Source organism: Lentzea albidocapillata (assembly GCF_000719115.1).
Classification (GTDB): Bacteria; Actinomycetota; Actinomycetes; order Mycobacteriales; family Pseudonocardiaceae; genus Lentzea; species Lentzea albidocapillata.
Genome location: NZ_JOEA01000002.1, coordinates 192,513 through 210,289, shown reverse-complemented (window position 1 = coordinate 210,289; position 17,777 = coordinate 192,513). Strand labels below are relative to the sequence as shown.

The window sequence follows — 17,777 nt, the reverse complement described above, 5'->3', positions numbered from 1 at the left end:
GGGGGCTCTTCGCCGGACTTGGGTTCAACGGGGTGGGGATTCATGATCGTGGGCGCGAAGCGTGACCTTGTTGCGCTGCTTGAGCTGAGCGAACTGTCCACTCCGGACTCAACAGCCGTCGTGTTCGAGGGTGTTGAGGTCACCTACGGCGCGCTGCACGCGGACGCGAACCGATTGGCCCGGTTCCTGCTCGAGCAGGGCGCGGGTCCGGACCAGGTCGTCGCGGTGGCGCTGCCCCGTTCGGTCGAACTCGTGGTCGCGCTGCTGGCCGTGGTGAAGACCGGCGCGGCGTACCTGCCGGTGGACCCCGAGTACCCGGCCGACCGGATCGCCTTCATGGTCGAGGACGCGCGGCCCGTGCAGGTGCTGGCGCACAGCACTGTGCCGGTGAGCGGACTGGTGCTGGACGACTCCGCCACGACCGCTCTGCTGTCCGGCTACTCGCCGGCGCCGATCATCGACGCCGACCGGATCCGGCCGATCGACCCGCAGGACCCCGCCTACGTCATCTACACCTCCGGATCGACCGGACGGCCCAAGGGCGTGGTGGTGCCACACCACGCGATCGTGAACCGGTTGCTGTGGTCGCAGGCCCACTACGGGCTGGACCCGAGTGAGCGGGTGTTGCAGAAGACGCCATCGAGCTTCGACGTGTCGGTGCCGGAGTTCTTCGGGCCGTTGATCGTCGGCGCGACGCTCGTGCTCGCTCGTCCCGGTGGCCACCGGGATCCGGCCTACCTGGCCGAGCTGATCCAGGAGCAGGGCGTCACCGAGGTCAACTTCGTGCCGTCGATGCTGCGGGCGTTCCTGGAGGAGCCCTCCGCGGCCGGGTGCACCGGGTTGCGGCGGGTGCTGGCGGCCGGTGAAGCACTGACCGGCGACCTGGTCGAGCAGTTCCAGTCCATTCTGGACGTTCCGCTGCACAACCTGTACGGGCCGACCGAGGCAGCGGTCGAGGTCAGCTACTTCGAGGTGCCCGCGGGTTTCCAGGGCAGCGCTGTGCCGATCGGTCACGCGGTGTGGAACACGCGGCTGCGGGTGCTGGACGCCGACCTGAACCCGGCGGAGACCGGCGAGCTCTACCTCGCGGGCGACCAGCTGGCCCGCGGCTATCTCAACCGGCCGGGGCTGACCGCCGAGCGGTTCGTCGCCGACCCGCACGGCTCGCCGGGCGCCCGCCTGTACCGCACCGGCGACCTGGCCAGGGTGCGCGAGGACGGCGCCGTGGTCTACCTCGGCCGCACCGACACGCAGGTCAAGGTGCGCGGCTTCCGGATCGAGCTCGGCGAGGTCGAGACGAGCCTCGAACGCCATCCCGCGGTGCGGCAGGCCGCTGTGCTGGTCCGTGACGAACGCCTGGTCGGCTATCTCGTCGGCGAAGTGGATCTGGACGACCTGCGGGCGCACCTCGCGGTGACGCTGCCCGAGTACATGGTGCCCGCGTTGTTCGTGACGCTGGACGAGTTTCCGTTGTCCCCGGCCGGAAAGCTCGACCGGGCCGCGTTGCCGGAGCCGGACCTCAGCGCGTTGGTCACCGGCTCCGCGGCGAGCACGCCGGCGGAGGAAGCGCTTCTCGCTCCCTTCGCGGCGATCCTCGGACTGCCGTCGGTCGGCACCGAGGACGACTTCTTCGCGCTGGGCGGCGACAGCATCGGCGCGATCCGGCTGGTCAGCCGGGCGCGGCAGGCCGGGTTCCGGCTCACTCCGGAGCTGGTCTTCACACACCGCACGGTCCGGGCGCTCGCGGCGGTCGCCACCCCGGTGGTCGAGCTGGCACTGCCGGACGCCGGGGTGTCGCTGGCGCCGCTGGCAGAAGGCCTGCTGTTCCACGCGCTCTACGACGACGTCGACGTGTACGTCTCGCAGCTCACCGTGGAACTCGACGGCCCGATCGATGCCGACCGCCTGCGCGAGTCCGCTCAGTGGCTGGTGCGCAGGCATCCCAACCTGCGGTGGGGCTTCCGCGCCGACGGCCGGTTCGAAACGTCCGAAGTGGACGTTCCGTGGCGCGTGGCCGATGGTGACCTCGACGAACTGCGGGCCGAGGAACGGCGCCCGTTCGACATGGCCGCCCCACCGTTGCTGCGGTTCCTGTTGCACGGCAACAAGCTTGTTCTCACCTGCCACCACATCCTGCTCGACGGCTGGTCCACACCGGTGCTGCTGGACGAGCTGCTCGCGCACTACGCGGACGAGCAGCTCGCCGATCCGCCGCCCTACCAGGACTACCTGAACTGGCTCGGCGCACAGGACCGTGCCGCGGCGGAACGGGTCTGGCTCGACGTGCTCGACGGTGTCGACGAGCCGACGCTGGTCGGCGGCACCGAGGCGCGCGACGTTCGCGTCGTCGAGTTGTCCGAGGAGCTCACCACTGCGCTGACCCGGCGCGCCCTCGACGGCGGCTACACGCTGAACACCGTGGTGCAGGCGGCCTGGGCGCTCGTGCTCAGCGGAATCACCGGTCGCCGCGACGTCGTGTTCGGCACCACCGTGTCCGGACGACCGGCCGACCTGCCCGGCGTCGAGACGATGGTCGGGTTGTTCATCAACACCATCCCGGTGCGCGCCACCCTCCGGCCCGGCATGACCGTCGCCGAGCTGTGCGCGGACCTGCATCGGCAGCAGCTGAGAACGAGCGGGAACGCCACCCTCGGACTGGCCGACCTGCACCGGCTCACCGGCACCACCGAACTCTTCGACACGCTCACCGTCTTCGAGAACTACCCGGACGAGGTGCGGCCGCACGGCGACCTCACGATCGCCGGTACCGAGATGCGCTATCCCGTGCACTACCCGCTCGGCCTGATCGCGGTGCCGGGGGAGCGGCTCACGTTGCGGATCAGCCACCGCACATCTTTGGCGGGACAGGTGGAAGACCGGCTGCTGCGGGTGCTGGCCGCGTTCGCCGGCCCGGACCAGCCGATCCACCACGTCGACCAGCTCGACCCGGCCGACCGCGACCGCGTGCTCGTGCGGTGGAACGACACCGCGGCCGAGGTTCCCGCCGCCACACTGACACAGTTGCTTGCGGAGCAGGTGGAAAGTACACCCGGCGAGACCGCCGTCGTGTTCGAAGGCACCTCGCTGACCTACGCGGAACTGGACACGTGGGCCAACCGGGTCGCGCATCACCTGCTGGCGCACGGCGCCGGCCCCGAGCGGTTCGTCGCCGTGCTGCTGCCCCGCTCACTGGAGCTGGTGGTCGCACTGGTCGCGGTGCTCAAGGCCGGGGCGGCCTACCTGCCGATCGACCACGACCACCCGAGCGACCGGATCGACTTCATGCTCGCCGATGCCGGTGCGGTGCTGGCGTTGCACGAACTTCCGGATGTGTCCTGGCAACCCGCGCAGGCGCCCGCGCTCACCGCGACGCCGGACAACGCCGCGTACGTGATCTACACGTCCGGTTCGACCGGACAGCCCAAGGGCGTGGTGGTGTCCCATCGCGCGATCGTGAATCGGTTGCTGTGGTCGCAGACCCACTACGGGCTGGATGCCAGTGAGCGGGTGTTGCAGAAGACGCCGTCGAGTTTCGACGTGTCGGTGCCGGAGTTCTTCGGGCCGTTGATCGCCGGCGCGACCGTCGTGCTCGCTCGTCCCGGTGGCCATCGGGACCCTGCCTACCTCGCCGAGCTGATCCGATCGGAACGGATCACCGAGGTCAACTTCGTGCCGTCGATGCTGCGGGCGTTCCTGGAGGAGCCCACCGCCGCCGAGTGCAGGGGCCTGCGCCGGGTGCTGGCGGCCGGTGAGGCGTTGCCCGGTGACCTGGCCGAGCGGTTCCAGTCCGTTTTGGACGTTCCGCTGCACAACCTGTACGGGCCGACCGAGGCAGCGGTCGAGGTCAGCTACTTCGAGGTGCCAACAGGATTCCCGGCAAGCTCGGTACCGATCGGGCGACCCGTGTGGAACACCCGGCTCTACGTCCTCGACCGGGACCTCAACCCGGTGCCGCCCGGTGTCGCCGGCGAGCTGTACCTCGCGGGTGACCAGTTGGCGCGTGGCTACCTTAACCAGGCGGCGCTGACCGCGGAACGGTTCGTCGCCAACCCGTTCGGCCCAGGCAGGATCTACCGCTCCGGTGACCTTGCCCGGTGGGACGAGGACGGCACGGTCACCTACCTCGGCCGCACCGACACGCAGGTCAAGGTGCGCGGCTTCCGGATCGAGCTGGGCGAGGTCGAGGCCCGCCTGGCCCAGCATCCGGCCGTGCGGCAGGCACTCGTAGTCGTCGCAGACGATCGCCTGATCGGCTACGTCGCTGGGGATGCCTCCGTGGCTGACCTGCGGGCACACCTCGCCGAGTCGTTGCCCGAGTACATGGTGCCGGGCGCGTTCGTCGTGCTGCCCGCGTTCCCGTTGACCCCCAGCGGAAAGGTCGACCGCAAGGCGCTGCCCGCACCCGAGGCCGTGGTCGTGGAAAGCCGCGCGGCCCGCACGCCGACGGAGGAACTGCTCGTCGGTCTGTTCGCGGACCTGCTGGACGTCCAGGAAGTCGGTGTGCACGACCGGTTCTTCGACCTCGGCGGGCACTCGCTGCTCGCCATGCGGCTGATCGGCCGGCTGCGCACGGTCTTCGGTGTGGAGGTCGACATCCGCAGCCTCTTCGACGCGCCGACGCCCGCCGCGCTCGCGGAACGAATCGCCACCGCGCGCGGTGCACGGCAACGGGTGACGGTCGCCGAACGCCCCGAACACCTGCCGGTCTCCTATACCCAACAACGACTGTGGTTCATGGACCGGCTGGAGGGCGCGAGCGGCACCTACAACCTGCCGTTGGTGCTGCGGCTGTCCGGTGAGCTGGACGTGCCCGCGCTGCGGGCCGCGCTGATCGACCTGGCGGACCGGCACGAGTCGTTGCGCACGATCCTGTCCGAACGCGATGGCCTGCCCTACCAGGTGGTGCTGCCGGCGGTCGACGTGCCGCTGCACCTCGGCCCGCCGGACGCGCGGGCCGGCTTCGACCTGACCGCCGAACCGCCGATCCGGGCTCATCTGCATCGCCTCGCCGAGGACGAGCACGTGCTGATGATCGTCCTGCACCACATCGCGGGTGACGGATGGTCACTCGCCCCGCTCGGCCGCGACCTCTCCACCGCCTACGCCGCCCGGCTCGCCGGCACCGCACCGGACTGGGCGCCGCTGCCCGTGCAGTACGCGGACTACACACTGTGGCAGCGGGAGGTGCTCGGCACCGAGTCCGACCCGGCGAGCCCGATCGCCGCGCAGGTGGAGCACTGGCGGCAGGCGCTGGCCGGGCTGCCGGAGGAACTCGCGCTGCCTGCCGACCGGCCTCGCCCGGCCACGGCCAGCTACGTCGGCGGAGTGGTCGAGTTCTCGCTCGACGCGGCGCTGCACGAGCGGGTGCGCGACCTCGCGCGCCGCCACCAGGTCAGTGTCTTCATGGTGTTGCAGGCGGCGTTCGCCGCGACCTTCACGAGGCTCGGCGCGGGCACGGACATCCCGATCGGCACGCCGGTCGCGGGCCGCACCGACGACGCGCTCGACGACCTGGTCGGCTGTTTCCTCAACACGCTGGTGCTGCGCACGGACACCTCGGGCGACCCGACGTTTGCCGAGCTGCTCGCACGGGTGCGGCAGACCAACCTCACCGCCTACGCCAACGCGGACGTACCGTTCGAGCGGCTGGTCGAGCTGCTCAACCCGAGCCGCTCGCTGGCACGGCACCCGTTGTTCCAGACGATGCTGGTGCTGCAGAACACGCCGCCGGTCGAGTTCGACCTGCCGGGGCTGGAGGTGCGCCGCGAGGCCGACGAGCTGGGCGTCGCGAAGTTCGACCTGCTCTGCTACCTCACGGAGAACGCCGCCGGAATCGACGGGCGGCTGGAGTACGCCACCGATCTGTTCGATCACGGCACCGCCTCGCAGCTGGCCGGCCGCGTGATCCGACTGCTGACCGCGGCGGCCGAGGCTCCTGATCGTCCTGTCGGGACGCTCGACGTGCTCGACCCGGCCGAACGCGACCTGGTGTTGCGGCAGTGGAACGACACCGCACGTGAGGTGCCCGCCCGGTCCGTGGTCGAGTTGTTCGAGGACCAGGTCGCGCGGACCCCGGACGTGGTAGCGGTGTCCTGCGGTGACGTCGTGCTGACTTATGACGAGCTGAACGTTCGCGCCAACCGCCTCGCGCACCACCTGATCGGTCTCGGTGCCGGGCCGGAACGCTATGTCGCGCTGGCGATGCCGCGTTCGGCGGACCTCGTCGTCGCGTTGCTCGGCGTGCTGAAGTCCGGCGCGGCCTACCTGCCGCTCGACCCGGACTACCCGGCCGAGCGGGTCGGCTACATGCTCGCCGACGCCGAGCCGCTGCTGACGTTGCACGAACTGCCTTTGTCCGATGTGGACACCAATCCCGGGGTCGTGGTCGCGCAGGACAGTCCCGCGTACGTGATCTACACGTCCGGCTCGACCGGCAAGCCCAAGGGTGTGGTCGTCCCGAGGGCGACGCTGCTGAACTTCCTCGCGTCGATGGCCGAGACCGTGCCGCTCGCCGCGCACGACCGGTGGATCGCGGTCACCACGATCGCGTTCGACATCGCCGCGCTGGAGATGTTCCTGCCGTTGCTCAGCGGTGCCGCGGTCGTGGTGGCGGAGAAGGAGACGGTCACCGACCCGGCCGCGCTCGTGCAGTTGATCGCGCGCACCGGCGGCACGGTCCTGCAGGCCACGCCGTCGCTGTGGCAGGCGCTCGTCGCCGCGGAACCCGAGGGGGTGCGCGGCCTGCGGATGCTGGTCGGTGGCGAGGCGCTGCCGCCCGCACTCGCGGACTCGATGCGGGCGCTGGCATCGGGTGTGACGAACATGTACGGGCCGACCGAGACCACCATCTGGTCCACCACGCACGCACTCGCCAGCCGGCCGGGCGCGCCGGCCATCGGCAAACCGATCTGGAACACCGGCGTCTATGTGCTCGACGCCGGGCTGCGGCCCGTGCCGCCCGGAGTGCCCGGCGAGCTGTACATCGCCGGACTCGGGCTGGCCAGGGGCTACCACCGCAGGCCGTCGCTCACCGCCGACCGGTTCGTCGCCAACCCGTTCGGCGCAGGCCGGATGTACCGCACCGGTGACCTCGCGCGCTGGGGCGCCGACGGCGAACTCGAGTACCTGGGCAGGGTGGACTTCCAGGTCAAGGTGCGCGGTCACCGCATCGAGCTGGGCGAGATCGAGACCGTCCTCACCGCGCATCCGGCCGTGCGCCAGGCCGTGGTCGTCGTCAGGGACAACGGCCTGGTCGGCTACGTGACCGGTGGCGCGGCCGGGCTGCGGGAGCATGCCGCCGCGTCACTGCCCGAGTACATGGTGCCGTCGGCGATCGTGGTGCTGGACGCGTTGCCGTTGACCCCCAACGGAAAGCTCGACCGCAAGGCGCTGCCGGAGCCGGACTGGACCGCGGCGGCACGGGTCGTGCGGACCGCGCGCAACCCCGCCGAGGAACTGCTCTGCTCGCTGTTCGCCGAGGTGCTCGGTGTGCCCGCGGTCGGTGTCGACGAGGACTTCTTCCGGCTCGGCGGCCACTCGCTGGCCGCGATCCGGCTGATCAGCCGCACCCGCGCGGTGTTCGGCGCGGAGCTCAAGATCCGGCACCTGTTCGAGTCGCCGACCGTCGCCGGACTCGCCGCGGTGCTCGGCAGCGCGGACGCGGCGCGACCTCCGCTGGTCGCCGGGCCCCGGCCGGACGAGATCCCGCTCTCGTACGCGCAGCAACGGATGTGGCTGCTCAACCGGATCGAGGAAGCCGAGGGGATCTACAACATCCCGCTCACGCTGGTGCTGACCGGCCCGCTCGACCGGGTCGCGCTGACCGCCGCGCTCGGTGACCTGGTCAGCCGGCACGAGGTGCTGCGGACCGTCTACCCCGAGGGCGACACCGGCCCGCGCCAGCAGATCCTGCCGTCGTGGACGCCGGAGCTGCTGGGCCCGGGCAGTCACGAGGAGGACTTCGACCTCACGACCGAGCCGCCGTTGCGGTGCCGGCTGGTCGAACTCGGTCCGGACGAGCACGAGCTGTTGTTGCTGCACCACCACATCGCGGGTGATGGCCGGTCGACCGCGCCGATGGTGCGCGACCTCGTGCAGGCCTACGAGGCGCGGCTCGCCGGGCAGGCACCGGACTGGACGCCGCTGCCCGTGCAGTACGCGGACTACGCGGTGTGGCAACGGGAGATGCTCGGGTCCGAGTCGGACCCGAAGTCGCTGTTCAGCCAGCAGCTGGACTTCTGGTCCGGTGCGCTGGCCGGGTTGCCGGAGGAACTGCCGCTGCCGGTCGACCGGCCTCGCCCGGTCGTGTCGGAGTTCCGCGGCGGCCGCGTCGACCTGACCATCGAACCCGAGCTGTACCGACGGATCCGGGCTCTGGCCGACGAGCACGGCGTGACCGTGTTCATGGTGCTGCAGGCCGCGATCGCGACTCTGCTGACCAGACTCGGCGCCGGCACCGACATCCCGATCGGCAGCCCGGTCGCGGCCCGCTCGGACGACGTGCTGGACGACGTCGTCGGGTTCTTCGTCAACACCGTGGTGCTGCGGACCGACACCTCCGGCGACCCGACGTTCGCCGAGCTGCTGGCGAAGGTCCGGGAGGCGGGTCTCGCCGCGTACGCGCATCCCGACCTGCCGTTCGAACGGCTGGTGGAACAGCTGCAGCCGGCCAGGTCGCTGTCGCGGCACCCGCTGTTCCAGGTGCTGCTCGCGTTCCAGGACACGCTGGCACAGGAGATCACGTTCGGTGCGGCCACCGGCCGGGTCGAGGTGCGCGACACCGACGTCGCGAAGTTCGACCTCGCGTTCGACCTGGTGGAGGAACCCAGCGGCATCACCGGCGGGCTCGAGTACAGCGCGGAGCTGTTCGACCGGTCCACTGTGGAGCGGATCGCCTCCTGGCTGCACGGTGTGCTCGTGTCCGCGGTGCAGGACGCCGGTGCCCGGATCGGTGCGCTCGACTTCCTGTCGGCCGCCGAGACCGAGCAGCTCGTCAGCGGGTTCAACGCCACGGCACGTGAGCTGCGCCGGGCGCCGCTGCCGGTGCTGGTGCGCGAGCAGGTGACCAGGACGCCGGACGCCGTCGCGGTGGTGTTCGGTGACACGGAGTTGACCTACGCCGAGCTGGACGCCCGCGCGAACCGGTTGGCGCATCGGCTGATCGGGGCCGGAGCGGGGCCGGAGCGGCGGGTGGCGCTGTCCATGCCGCGCTCGGCGGACCTGATCGTCGCGTGGCTCGCGATCCTCAAGACTGGTGCCGCCTACGTGCCGATCGACGCGGACTACCCGGCGGAGCGCATCGCGTTCATGATCGAGGACGCTCAGCCGGTTATCACAGTTACTTCAGTGGAGGCTGAAGACAGTCCTGCTGTCGACCCCGGCGTCGAAGTACCGCTGACGAGCGCCGCATACGTGATCTACACGTCCGGCTCGACCGGCACGCCGAAGGGCGTCGTGGTGACGCACTCCGGCATCGCCGGCGTCGCCGGGGTGCACGTCGACCGGCTCGGCCTCGGGCCCGGCGCTCGGTTCCTGCTCGCGGTGTCGGTCAGCTTCGACGTCTCGCTCGCGGACATCGCCATGGTGCTGACCTCCGGTGCCACCCTCGTGGTGCCGCCGCCGGAGGTGAAACTCGCGGGCGACGAGCTCGCGGACCTGATCGACACGTACGCGATCACGCACACCGACCTGGTCGCCGCGATGCTCGCTTCGATGCCGGAGCGGGACCTCCCGACGCTGCGCGGGTTCGTGGTCGGCGGCGAGGCCTGCACGGCCGACCTGGTGGAGCGCTTCTCGCCGGGCCGCACGATGATGCAGGTCTACGGGCCGACCGAGTCGACCGTGGTCGCGGTGATGAGCGACCCGTTGTCCGGCACCGAGACCCCGCCGATGGGCCGCCCGGTGTGGAACACCAGGACGCTCGTGCTGGATTCTTGCCTGCGGCCGGTTCCCGTCGGCGTGCCGGGGGAGCTGTACCTGTCCGGTGACGGGCTCGCGCGGGGGTACCTGGACCGGCCGGCGCTGACGGCGGAACGGTTCGTCGCCAGCCCGTTCGGTGACAACACTTCCGGGGCGCGCATGTACCGCACCGGCGACCTGGTGCGGTGGCGCGCGGACGGCAACCTGGAGTTCCTCGGCCGCGCGGACCAGCAGGTCAAGATCCGCGGGTTCCGGGTGGAACTGGGCGAGATCGAGGCCGTCCTGCTGGCGCAGCCTGGCGTGACCGGTTCCGCGGTGATCGTCCGCGAGGACACACCCGGTGTCCGGGTGCTGGTGGGCTACGTGACCGGTGCGGCCGATCCGGCGGCGCTGCGTGGCGAGCTGGCGCGGACGGTGCCGGACTACCTGGTGCCGGCCGCGATCGTGCCGCTTCCCGTGTTGCCGTTGACGCCCAACGGGAAGCTCGACCGGGCCGCGCTGCCCGCGCCGTCGTTCAGCGGTACCTCCGGACGTGGGCCGCGCACGCCGCAGGAAGAGATCCTGGCCGGCCTCTTCGCCGCCACGCTCGGGCTCGACAGCATCGGCGTGGACGACAACTTCTTCGACCTCGGCGGGCATTCGCTGCTCGCGACGCGGCTGGTGAACCGGATCCGCACGGCGCTGCGAGCCGAGCTGCCGGTGCGCGCGGTGTTCGAGCACCCCACGGTGGCCGGGCTCGCCGAGCGGGTCCGGACCGCGGGCCGCTCCGTGCACCCGCTCGTGCCGATGCCGCGTCCGGAGCGGATTCCGCTGTCGTTCGCCCAGCACCGACTGTGGATCCTCAACCAGATGCTAGGGCCTGTATCGAAGTCCATGCTCGCGATAGCCGAGCCTGAGGCGGCCCCTGGTGGCACGGCCGACAGGCCCACATACAACAGCGGTATGCGGGCCTGTCGGCCGCACCGCCAGGAACCACCTCAGGCGCGACTTTCATCGAACGAGACTTCGACACAGGCCCTAGACGCCGACGCGGCCTACAACGTGGCGATCGCGTGGCGACTGACCGGCGCCGTGGACCACGCCGCGCTCGTCGCGGCGTTCGACGACGTGGCTGCCCGGCACGAGTCGTTGCGGACGGTGTTCCCGCAGACCGGCGAGGGGCCGATCCAGGTCGTGCTGCCCGCCGGCGCGCGGTTGTCCGTTGTGGACGGTCCACCCGACCTCACTGCCGCGGCGCGGGGCTTCGACCTGACGACGGACCTGCCGGTGCGGGCCACCCTGTTCACCGGTGCCGAGCAGGTGCTGTTGATCACGCTGCACCACATCGCGTTCGACGGCGCGTCGATGGCCCCGCTGATCCGCGACCTCGAACTGGCCTACCGGGCGAGGGCGGAGGGCAGGGCGCCGGAGTTCGCGCCGTTGCCGGTGCAGTACGTGGACTACACGTTGTGGCAGCGCGAGACATCCGATGTGGACGGACGGCTCGGCTACTGGCGGGACGCGCTGGCCGGGTTGCCCGACGAGCTGGAGCTGCCGTTCGACCGGCCGCGGCCCGCCGTGCCGAGCGGGCAGGGCGACCTCGTGTCGACGCTGCTCGACGCCTCGTTGCGTGACCGGTTGAAGACGTTGGCACGACAGCACGACACGACGTTGTTCATGGTGCTGCACGCGGCATTGGCGACGGTGCTCACGAAGTTCGGCGCGGGCACGGACGTGCCGATCGGCAGCCCGGTCGCCGCGCGCACCGACGCCGCACTGGACGACGTGGTGGGGTTCTTCGTGAACACGCTCGTGCTGCGGGCGGACACCTCCGGCGACCCGACGTTCACCGACCTGCTCGCCAGGATCAGGGAGATCGACCTGGCCGCCTACGCCCACGCCGACGTGCCGTTCGAGCGGCTGGTGGAGGAGCTGAAGCCGGTGCGGACCGCCTCCCGGCCACCGCTGTTCCAGGTCGTCCTGGCACTGCAGGACGGTGCCGCGCCGTCGCTGGACCTGCCGGACGTGCGGGCGGAGGCGCTGGAGCCCGGCGTGCACCCGTCGCGGTTCGACCTCGAGCTCAGCTTCGCCGAGCAGTCCGACGGCCTGCTCGCGGAGGTCACGTTCAGCACCGACCTCTTCGACCGGCCGACCGTGCTTCGGCTGACCGGCGCCCTGCACCGCCTGCTGGAGACCGTCGCCGACGCGCCGGAGCAGCCGATCTCGTCGATCGACCTGCTCTCGGAGGAAGACCGCACGCGGCTTCTGGTGGAGTGGAACGGCTCCACAGTGGACGGACCGGCGCGGGTGCTGCCGAAGATGATCGAGGAGCAGGTGCGGCGGGCACCGGACGCGGTCGCGGTGATCTTCGAGGGCACCTCGTTGACCTACGCGGAGCTCAACGAGCGGGCGAACCGGCTGGCGCACCAGCTGATCGGCCAGGGCGCGGGGCCGGAACGCCTGGTGGCGCTGCGGTTGCCGCGGTCGGTGGACCTGGTCGTCGCGTGGCTCGCGGTCCTCAAGACCGGTGCCGCCTACCTGCCGATCGACCCCGGCTATCCGGCGGAGCGGATCGAGTCGATGCTCGCCGACGCCACCCCGGCGATCGTGCTGACCAGCGCGTCCGTCGACGGCGACCGGCCGGGCACGGACCCGGAGGTGCGGATCGACCCGGCGAACACCGCGTACGTCATCTACACCTCGGGATCCACCGGCACTCCCAAGGGCGTGCAGGTCACGCACGCCGGGATCGTCACGATGGCGCTGACGCACGTCGAACGGCTCGCGATGGGACCGGACAGCCGGTTCCTGCTCGCGGTGTCGATCAGCTTCGACGTGTCGCTCGCCGACATCGCACTGACCCTGCTCGCCGGTGCCGCGTTGGTCGTGCCGGGTCCCGACCGCCAGCCGGCGGGTGACGACCTCGCGAACCTGGTCGAGGAGAACGCCGTCACGCACACCGACCTCGTGGCCTCGATGCTCGCGTCGGTGCCGCCGGGCCGGGAACTGCCGAGCCTGCAAGGGTTCGTGGTCGGTGGCGAGCCGTGCAGCGCGGACCTCGTCGCCCGCTGGTCGCCCGGCCGCACGATGATGCAGGTCTACGGGCTCACCGAGACCACGGTCGTGTCGGCGATGAGCGACCCGCTCACCGGTACCGACCACCCGCCGCTGGGCAGGCCGATGCCCGGCACCCGCGGGTACGTGCTGGACGACGCGCTGCGGCCGGTGCCGGTCGGCGTTGCGGGTGAGCTGTACATCGCGGGCGACGGCGTGGCGCGCGGCTACCTCGGCCGTTCAGGGCTGACCGCGCAACGGTTCGTGGCGTGCCCCTTCGGCGGACGCATGTACCGGACCGGTGACGTGGTGCGCTGGCGTGCGGACGGCAACCTCGAGTTCGTCGGCCGATCGGACCAGCAGGTGAAGGTCCGCGGTTTCCGGATCGAGCCGGGCGAGGTCGAGGCCGTGCTGCTGGCCCAGCCCGGCGTCGCCCAGGCCGCCGTGCTCGCCGTCTCCGATCGCCTAGTGGCCTACGTGGTGTCCATAGTGGACGTGTCGCGGGAGGCGCTGGCGCGGACGTTGCCGTCGCACATGGTGCCGTTCGTCGTGCCCGTCCCCGCCCTGCCGCTGACCCCGAACGGCAAGCTCGACCGGAAGGCGCTGCCCGCGCCGGACTTCACGGCCGGCGTGCGGCGAGAGCCGCGCAACCCGGCCGAGCAGATCCTGGCCGAGCTCTTCGCCGAGGAGCTGGACGTGCCCGCGGTCGGCATCGACGACGGGTTCTTCGACCTCGGCGGGCACTCCATCCTGGCGGCCAGGCTGCTCGGCCGGATCCAGAGCGCCTTCGGTGTGCGACTGGGCATCCGGACGTTGTTCGAGGAGCCCACCGTCGCGGGGCTGGCTCACCGGCTCGGTCACGACGACGAGCGCGACTCGTTCGACGTGCTGCTGCCGCTGCGGGTGGACGGTGCCGGGACACCGTTGTTCTGCGTGCACCCGGCGGCCGGTATCGGCTGGGTCTACTCCGGACTGCTGCGCGGCGTGGACCGGCCGGTGTACGCGTTGCAGTCCAGGAGTCTCACGGCCGCGGCCCAGGCACCGGGGTCGGTCGCCGAGATGGCGGCGGACTACGTCGCCCGCATCCGGGAGGTCCAGCCGGAAGGCCCGTACCACCTGCTCGGCTGGTCGTTCGGCGGCGTGGTGGCCCACGAGATGGCGGTGCTGCTGCAGGAGCAGGGCGCTGAGGTGGCACTGCTGACGTTGCTCGACGCCTACCCGGTGCGCGCGGACGATCCGGGTCCGGACGGGATGCTCGCGTCGCTGGGCCACGGAGACCGCGGCGAGCTCACCGGGTTCACCGCCGAGCAGGTCGACGCGATGGCCGCGACGTTCGCCACCAACGCCCGGCTGATGAACGCCGCCACTCCGCGGGTGTTCCGCGGCGACGTCCTCTTCTTCGCCGCCACCGGAAGCCCGTCGCCCGGCCTGTGGGCGCCGCACGTGACCGGCCTGATCGACGTGCATTCGCTCGACTGCGCCCACGGCGCCATGACCCAGCCCGAACCCATCGCCGAGATCGCCCAGGTCCTCGGCGCCAGAACCGCACGGAGAGTCTGATGAGCAACCCGTTCGAGAACGCCGACGGCACCTACCTCGTGCTGATCAACGACGAGGGCCAGTACTCGCTGTGGCCCGAGCACATCGCCGTGCCCGAGGGGTGGACGGTGACGTTCGGGCCGGACAGCCGGTCCGCGTGCGTCGACCACATCGACGAGAACTGGGTGGACATGCGGCCGCGGAGCCTGGTCGAGCAGATGGGGCAGCAGTGAGCCGCAACCCGTGGCTGGTGCTGGTGGCCCTGGTCCTCGGCCAGGTGATGACGCTGCTGGACACCACCGTCGTCAACGTCGCCATCCCCACCCTCGCGCGTGACCTCGACGCCTCGCTCGACTCGGTGCTGTGGGTGATCAACTCCTACGTGCTCGCGTTCGCGGTGCTGCTGGTGACCGGCGGCCGTCTCGGGGACCTGTTCGGGCAGCGCCGGATGTTCGTGTCCGGCGTCAGTCTCTTCACCGTCGCGTCGCTGCTGTGCGGCCTCGCACAGACGGCGGACCAGCTGATCTGGGCACGGGTGGCACAGGGCATCGGGGCCGCGCTGCTCGTGCCGCAGACGCTGTCGTTGCTCACCAGGGTGTTCCCGGAGGACAAGCGCGGCGCGGCGTTCGGCGTCTGGGGCGCGGTCGGCGGTCTCGGTGCCGCGATCGGGCCGACCGTGGGCGGGCTGCTGGTCGACTCGCTGGGCTGGCGGTGGATCTTCTTCCTCAACATCCCGCTCGGGATCGCCGCCGCCGTACTCGGGGCGGCCTGGCTGCCCGGCCACGACGGCGGCCGGCGGCGCAGGCTCGACCTGCTCGGCACCGTGCTGCTCACCACCGGCCTGTTCCTGCTGACCTACGGGTTGATCGAGGGGGAGCGGCACGCGTGGGGCGGGCTGATCCCGGTCGTGCTGCTCGGCGGCGTGTTGGTGCTCGGCCTGTTCGTGCTCGTCGAACGCGGCCGGCAGGACCGGGAACCGTTGCTGCCCTTCGTGATCCTGCGTGACCGGAACTTCACGCTGATGGCGGTGGTCGTCGCCGCGCTGCCGCTGGGGCTGGGCGCGATGCTGTTCCTCACGTTGCTGCACCTGCAGTCGGTGGCGGGGATGAGCGCGCGGGACGCCGGGCTCACCGTGGCGCTGGCCCCGCTGATCTCCGCCGTCGTCGCGCCGAAGTCGGGCAGCGCGATCGACCGGTACGGCGGCAAACCCGTGCTGCTGGCCGGACTCGCGTTGTTCGCCGCCGGGATCGCCGGGATCGCGTTCGCGGTGCGGGCCGACGGCGTGTGGTGGCACCTGGTGCCCGGACTGGTCCTGCTCGGGCTCGGTATGGGGGTCGGTGGCTCGCCCGCGGCGATCATCGCGATGCGGGACATCGGCCAGGAGGTGTCCGGCGCGGCGTCAGGGTTGTTCAACACCACGAGGTTGTGCGGCAGCCTGCTCGGCAGCGCGGCCGTGGGGGCTGTGCTGCAGGCCCGGCTGTCGGTGGAAGGGCTCGACGCCGGGCTGTTGCAGAACGTGGTGCCGCAGGAGTTCCGCGAAGGTTTCGCCGACGCGTTGCGGTTCTCCTACTTGCTTCCCGTCGCGGCTCTCGCGGCGGGGGTGCTGCTCACCCTTGGTGTGCGGCGCGTCGCGGTTGGAGCCAAGGGGGAGTGAATGAGGTTCAGGAGGAAACTGCTGGCGCTGGCCGGTGCACTGCTGGTCGCGTCCGCGGTCGTCACGCCGTCCGCGGCGGTGGCGGAACAACAACACGGCGGAATTCAGAACACCCGCATCCGGATGTTCAACACGGAGCCGTTCCGGCCGCTGCTACCGGGTGACACCAACGAATGGGGTGGCGGCCGGCTGATCAGCATGATGTTCACCGGCCTGGTCGGGTACCGGCTGGAGGACGCCGCGCCGTACAACGCGATGGCGAAGTCGATCTCCACGACCGACTCGAAGGTGTTCCAGATCAAGATCCATCGAGGGTGGCGGTTCCACGACGGCACCCAGGTCAAGGCGCGCAACTTCGTCGACGCCTGGAACCACGTGGCGTACGGGCCGAACAAGCTGCGCAACAACACGTTCATGGACAAGATCGAGGGCTACCGGGACCTCAACCCGGTGACCGGGGAGCCGTTGACGAAGAAGATGTCCGGGCTCAAGGTCATCAACGACCACGAGTTCCAGGTGACGCTGTCCGCGCCGCTCTCGATCTTCCCGACGATGGTGGGCTACTGGGCGTTCTACCCGCTGCCGGACTCGTTCTTCCGCGACCCGGCCGCGTGGCTGAAGCACCCGGTCGGCAACGGGCCCTACAAGTTCAAGGAGGCGGTGCCCAACGGCCACCAGCTGCTGACCGCGAACCGCCACTACAAGGGAGTGGAGCAGCCGCGGATCAAGGAACTGCTCTACACCGTGTACCCGGACACCTCCAAGGCCTACGACGCGCTCGTGCGCGGCGAGATGGACTTCATGGAGGCCATGCCGTACGACAAGATCACCAGCGGTCAGTACAAAAAGGACCTTCCCGGCCGGTACACCGACCGTAACTTCCTGCTGATGCAGAACCTGGCGTTCCCGAGCTACCTGCCCGGCTACGACAGCCCGGACCTGCGCAAGGCCGTGTCGATGGCGATCGACCGCACCGAGCTGATCAAGCTCGTCGGCGGCGGGCAGAAGCCGGCCGACGGGTTCACCATTCCGGGCCTCGAGGGCTACCAGCCGGGGCAGTGCGGTGAGCTGTGCACGTACAACCCGGTGAAGGCGCGGGAACACCTGGCGAAGTCCGGTTTCCAGGGACCGCTGCAGCTGCACACCAACATCGAGTCCGGCGCGCGCACGTGGATGGGCCCGGTGTGCCAGAGCATCACGGCCACGCTCGGCATCGCCTGCGAGACCAAGGAGACGATGTCGTTCCGCGAGTTCCGGCAGGCGGTCGTCGGCCGGACGATCACCGGCGCGTACCGCTCGGACTGGCGGGCCGACTACCCGTCGATCGAGAACTTCCTGTCCCCGCTGTACCGGACAGGTGCGTCCTCGAACGACTACGGCTACTCCAACCCGGCGTTCGACGCCGCGATGGACCGCGCGGACCGCGCACCGGGCAAGGAGGCGGCGCTGGAGCTGTACCGGGAGGCGGAACGCCTGCTGGTGCAGGACATGCCGGTAGTGCCGCTGTGGCAGGAGTGGTCGGCGGTCGGCTGGTCGGACCGCCTGCGCAACGTGAAGGTCAGCATCCTGACCGACTTGGACGTGTTCCAGGTGAAGGTCGTCTGTTAACGAGGCCGCGGGTGGCCCCTCGTGG

4 protein-coding genes are annotated in these 17,777 nt (G+C 70.7%); all 4 read left to right on the top strand.

From position 1 onward, the window contains the following. The first annotated feature begins 48 nt into the window (after window positions 1-48). The 4 genes from IG04_RS0102945 to IG04_RS0102930 are packed head-to-tail and all read left to right on the top strand — an operon-like array spanning window position 49 to window position 17,752. Complete coding sequence (locus tag IG04_RS0102945; protein WP_476737569.1) at window positions 49-14,511, top strand: non-ribosomal peptide synthetase; 14,463 nt, start codon at window positions 49-51, stop codon at window positions 14,509-14,511. Further along, on the top strand, window positions 14,511-14,723 hold the full coding sequence (locus tag IG04_RS0102940; protein ID WP_030474941.1) for an MbtH family protein: 213 nt from the start codon (window positions 14,511-14,513) through the stop codon (window positions 14,721-14,723). Before IG04_RS0102945 ends, IG04_RS0102940 begins: the two co-directional genes overlap by 1 nt. Beyond that, window positions 14,720-16,144, top strand: a complete 1,425-nt coding sequence (locus tag IG04_RS0102935; RefSeq protein ID WP_036013468.1) for an MFS transporter — start codon at window positions 14,720-14,722, stop codon at window positions 16,142-16,144. The genes IG04_RS0102940 and IG04_RS0102935 overlap by 4 nt, the downstream gene beginning before the upstream one ends. Continuing rightward, entirely contained in the window at window positions 16,145-17,752 is a 1,608-nt protein-coding gene (locus IG04_RS0102930) for a peptide ABC transporter substrate-binding protein (RefSeq protein WP_030474939.1), read from the top strand. Window positions 17,753-17,777: the final 25 nt, after the last annotated feature.

Excerpts from the sequence above, each read along its gene's own strand:
- IG04_RS0102930 (WP_030474939.1), top strand. The coding sequence starts at position 16,145 with ATGAGGTTCAGGAGGAAACTGCTGGCGCTGGCCGGTGCACTGCTGGTC.
- IG04_RS0102940 (WP_030474941.1), top strand. The coding sequence starts at position 14,511 with ATGAGCAACCCGTTCGAGAACGCCGACGGCACCTACCTCGTGCTGATC.